Annotated in this window: 4 protein-coding genes; 3 read left to right on the top strand and 1 reads right to left on the bottom strand. The window is 68.1% G+C overall.

Annotated elements, in window-relative coordinates; translation table 11 throughout:
• The 3 genes from LQR33_RS23925 to LQR33_RS24290 form a co-directional block, all read left to right on the top strand.
• On the top strand, nucleotides 1-1,254 hold a 1,254-nt coding region (locus LQR33_RS23925), incomplete at its 5' end, for a D-arabinono-1,4-lactone oxidase (RefSeq protein ID WP_231470734.1).
• Nucleotides 1,251-2,528 carry an alanine racemase gene (locus LQR33_RS23920; protein ID WP_231470733.1) on the top strand — a complete coding sequence of 426 codons (1,278 nt, stop codon included), beginning with the start codon at nucleotides 1,251-1,253 and terminating at the stop codon, nucleotides 2,526-2,528. The genes LQR33_RS23925 and LQR33_RS23920, both read left to right, overlap by 4 nt.
• Before the next feature lie 104 nt (nucleotides 2,529-2,632).
• Nucleotides 2,633-4,060 carry a carbohydrate-binding protein gene (locus tag LQR33_RS24290; protein ID WP_269326326.1) on the top strand — a complete coding sequence of 476 codons (1,428 nt, stop codon included), beginning with the start codon at nucleotides 2,633-2,635 and terminating at the stop codon, nucleotides 4,058-4,060.
• A gap of 118 nt (nucleotides 4,061-4,178) precedes the next feature.
• Here the strand turns inward: LQR33_RS24290 and LQR33_RS23910 are convergent.
• Nucleotides 4,179-4,703: DUF2076 family protein (locus tag LQR33_RS23910; protein WP_231470732.1), on the bottom strand; the 525-nt coding region annotated here is incomplete at its 5' end.

Genomic DNA, 4,703 nt, shown 5'->3' with positions numbered 1-4,703 from the left:
CAGAGCTGCGCCGCGCAGGCGCTGGCCACGCCCGGCGACGAGGCCGAACTGGCGCGGCTGCTGCGCGAGGCGGCCCAGTCTGGCACGCCGCTGCGCTGCGTCGGCGCCGGCCATTCCTTCACCCCGCTGGTGCCCACGCCCGGCAAGATCGTGTCGCTGGACCGGATGTCCGGCCTGCTGTCGCATGACGCGGCGGCCGGCGAAGCCACCTTGCTGGCCGGCACCCGCATTGGCCAGCTGGCGCGCCTGCTTGACGCCCAGGGCATGGCGCTGCGCAACCAGCCGGACGTCGATGTCCAATCCTTCGCCGGCGCGATCAGCACCGCCACCCATGGCACCGGCGCCGGCCTGCCGGCCCTGCATGCCGACGCGCGCGCGCTGCGGCTGCTGACGCCGTCCGGCGAGACGCTGGATTGCGGCAAGGGCCGCGACGACGATCTGCTGCAGGCGGCGAGGGTGTCGCTGGGCAGCCTGGGCGTGATCGCCCGCGCCACGGTAGCGACGCTGCCTGCTTATTACTTGCAGCGCAAGTTGTGGCTGCTGCCGGCGGGAAAGATGCTGGACGCCGCGCCGGAGCTCGCGCGCCGGCACCGGCATTTCGAGTTCTACTATCTGCCGTTCACCGGCTACGCCGCGGCGATCACCCACGACATTCGCCCGCCGGGACCCGCGTCGCGGCCGGAGTCCGGCGACGAGGACATGCTGCTGGAGCTGCGCCGGCTGCGCGATTGGCTGGGAGGCATGCCGGCGCTGCGGCGCTGGACCGCGCAGAAACTGATCGATCCCAATCTGAGCGAGCAGGCCTTCGACAAGTCCTGGCGGCTGCTGTCCACCGTGCGGCCCACCCGCTTCAACGAGAGCGAGTGGCATGTGCCGCGCGAGGCCGGCATCGCCTGCGTGCGCGAGGTGATCGAACGACTAGAGCGGCGCAACGATGTGTTCTTCCCGCTGGAGTTCCGCTTCGTCAAGGCTGACGACGCCTGGCTTAGCCCTTTCTACCGCCGGGACTCCTGCTCGATCGCCGTCCATGCCGCCGCCGGCGAGCCGCATGATTACCTGCTGACCGAACTGGCGCCGGTTTTCCGCAAATACGAGGGGCGGCCGCACTGGGGCAAGCTGCATCCGTACGGCGCGGCCGAACTGGCTGCGCTTTACCCGCGCTGGAACGACTTTCTGAAGCTGAGGCGGGAGCTGGACCCAAAAGGCGTGCTGCTCAATTCCCATCTGCGCCGCGTGTTCGGCGTGGCGGCATGAGCGGGCCATCGCGCGGCCGGCGCCGCTTGCTGGCGGCTTTGGGCGCAGGCGCGGCGGCAGTCTGGCTGGTGCGCCCCTCCGCGCGCGGCGCGCCGCACGACTCTTATTTCCGCAAATTACAGGCGGCGCTGCGCCAGGCCGGCATCGCCGCGCCGACGCTGGTGTTGGACCGCGAGCGCCTGCGCGCCAACATTCGGCGGATCGCGGGCCATCTGGCCGGCAAGATGGCGCTCAGGGTGGTGGTGAAGTCGCTGCCGTGCCCAGCCTTGCTGGCCGAGGCGGCTGCGCTGGCCGGCACCCGGCGGCAGATGCTGTTCAGCCTGCCGCAGCTGGAGGCGATGGCGAAGGGCGGACGGGACATCCTGCTGGGCAAGCCCTTGCCGGCCGCCGCCGCGCTGGCGTTTTACCGCCAGTTTTCTGACATGGATTTCCAGCCGGAGCGGCAGCTGCAATGGCTGGCGGACACGCCGGATCGGCTGGCGCAGTACCGCGAGCTGGCGCGCGGGCAAAATCTGCATTTGAAGCTCAATTTCGAGATCGACGTCGGCCTGCACCGCGGCGGCATCGCCGACGCCGCCACGCTGCGGCGAATGCTGGACATGGTGGCCGAGGAGCCGCGGCTGCAGTGGTCCGGCATGATGGGCTACGACGCGCACGTGGCCAAAATTCCGGATATTCCAGGGCTGAGGGACAAGGCTTTGCGCCACGCGCGCGCAAGCTACGCCGCCTTCGCCGCCATTGCGCGGGCGCATCCGGCGGGACGCATCGCCGAACCGTGCTTCAACGCCGCCGGCTCGCCCACTTACCGGCTCTATCCCGGCGACGGCCCGGAAAACGAAGTGGCGGTGGGTTCGGCCATGGTCAAGCCCAGCGACTTCGATCTGCCGCTGCTGGATGAGTTGCTGCCGGCCTGCTTCATCGCCACGCCGGTGCTGAAGGCATTGCCGCGCTTCGAACTGCCTTACGGCGTGGAGTGGCTGGGCGGGCTGGCGAGCGGATGGGATGCCAATGCGCGGCGCGGCTATTTCATCTACGGCGGCAACTGGCAGGCCGATCCCGTATCGCCACCGGGGCTGGAAAGCAGCGGCTTGTACGGGCACTCATCCAATCAGCAACTGCTGGTCGGTTCCGGCTTGCAGGCGCTGGCGGTGGACGACACCGTGTTCTTCCGTCCGCGCCAGAGCGAGGCGGTGCTGCAGCAGTTCGGCGATATCGCCGTGTACGAGGGCGGACGCATCGTCGACAGCTGGCCGGTGTTGCCGGCCACCGGCTAAGGCTGGCTGAACGGCCAGCAGCCCTGAGGGGACGGGCGGCCTACCATGGCCGGGGCATCGGCGCTGAGCCGGCGCCGTTCATCCATCTTCAGCAAGGGGCATGCATGAACCCATTCGCCAAACCGGACCGCGGCGCGTTGACCGCCGACACCGCGGCCATGCCGTCGCTCCCCGACCGTTTCATCATGGGCTTCTGGCACAACTGGCCATCTTCCGCCGGCAACGGTTATCAGCGCGGCACGTCGGCCGATATCGCGCTGACTGACGTGCCGGAGGACTACGCCGTGGTGGCGGTGGCCTTCATGAAAGGCGCCGGCATCCCCACCTTCAAGCCCTGGAACCTGAGCGACGAGGCTTTCCGCGCCCAGGTGGAGACGTTGAACCGGCAGGGCCGCGCGGTGCTGGTTTCCTTGGGCGGGGCCGATGCCCACATCGAACTCAAGGCCGGCCAGGAGGACGCGCTGGCCGGCGAGATCGTCCGCCTGGCGGAGCTGTACGGCTTCGATGGGCTGGACATCGACCTAGAGCAGAGCGCGATCACGGCGGGCGACAACCAGACGGTGATTCCGGCCGCGCTGAAGATGGTGAAGGACTACTACCTGGCGCAAGGCCGGCATTTCATCATCAGCATGGCGCCGGAATTCCCTTACCTGAAGCCGGATGGACACTACGCGGCCTATATCGCGGCGCTGGACGGCTATTACGACTTCATCGCGCCGCAGTACTACAACCAGGGCGGCGACGGCGTGTGGGTGGACGAGTTGAATGCCTGGCTGTCGCAGGACGACGAAGCCAGGAAAGAGGACTTCCTCTATTACCTGAGCGACAGCCTGATCCACGGCTCGCGCGGCTATCTGCGGATTCCGGCCGACAAGCTCGCCATCGGCCTGCCGGCCAACGCCGATACCGCCGCCACCGGTTTCGTCCGCGATCCGGACGCGGTGTTCAACGCCTTCCGCAGGCTGGAGGAGGCGGGCAATCCGATCCGCGGCCTGATGACCTGGTCGGTGAACTGGGACGATGGCCGCGACGTGGTCGGGCGTGGCTATGATTGGGGCTTCATCCGCGACTATGTCCCGCTGCTGGAAGGCGGAGACGGAGGCGGCCGCCCGCCGGCGCCCGGCAATCTGCGCGCCGGCGAGATCGGGCGGGATTTCGTCGGCCTGGCCTGGGACGCGCCGGCCGGCGGCGATTTCCCGATCGTGGAATACCGGGTGTACCGCGACGGGCAGCAAGTGGGCCTGACCACCGCCGCCGATTTCCGCGACGTCGGCCTGCGCCCGGGCGGCGATTATCTGTACCACGTAACAGCGTTGGACGACGCCGGCCGGGAGTCCCTGCCAGGCAATGGCGTGAGGGTGCGCACCGACGGCGATGGCGAGCCGGATTATCCGGAATGGCAGAACGGCATCCAATACTTAGTGGGAGACGGCGTCGGCTACCAAGGAAAGCGTTATCGTTGCCTGCAGGCCCATGTATCCAATTCCGGCTGGACGCCGGACGCGGCCTTTACCTTGTGGCAGCCGGTTTAGTCTGAGCGAAGCGAATGAAAAACCGCCGCGGAATGCGGCGGTTTTTCATATGGTCTCGGGCTTGTGGTTGGTTTTCCCGATACCGAAGGCAATATCGGCCCGGGCCTCCGAACGGGGCTTAGGCGGAAGCGTTGTCGTCTTCGCTGTACTCGTCGCCGGCGTAGTCGGAGTCGGAGTCGGAGTCGGAGTCGGCCACGGTCTGGTAGTCGTCGCGCGGGTGCGCATCTTCCCGGTAGCCGGCGTCGTCCTGGCCGTCAGACTCGTAGTAGTTGTTGATGGTGATGTGCTGCTCAACCGGCTGTTCCGCCTCATAACCGGCATGGCCTTGTCCACTTCCGTGGTTGGGCTTGTCGTCGCTGAACAGGCTTTCTATGCCTTGGACCAGAAAGGTGCCGGCGGCGACGCCGGCGGCCGTGGTGGCGACATTGCCGAGGAAGCTACCCACGCCGCTGGCGAAACCGCCGGTGCTGCCGCCGCCGAAGAAGCCCTGGCGCGGCGCCGGTGCAGGCTGTTGGTAGGCAGGCGCGGCTTGTTGATAGGCGGGCGCTGCCGGCGGGTAGGCCGGAGGCGCCGCTTGGTAGGCGGGCGCGGGCTGTTGATAGGCCGGAGCTGGCGCAGCCTGGCGCGGAGCGGCGAAGGCGGG

Source organism: Chromobacterium piscinae, assembly GCF_021129175.1.
Lineage (GTDB): Bacteria > Pseudomonadota > Gammaproteobacteria > Burkholderiales > Chromobacteriaceae > Chromobacterium > Chromobacterium piscinae.
This window is presented reverse-complemented; position numbering and strand designations above follow the sequence as displayed.

What these genes read in the sequence shown, in the direction of transcription:
- LQR33_RS24290 (WP_269326326.1), top strand. Translation starts at nt 2,633, where the DNA reads ATGAACCCATTCGCCAAACCGGACCGCGGCGCGTTGACCGCCGACACC.
- LQR33_RS23920 (WP_231470733.1), top strand. Translation starts at nt 1,251, where the DNA reads ATGAGCGGGCCATCGCGCGGCCGGCGCCGCTTGCTGGCGGCTTTGGGC.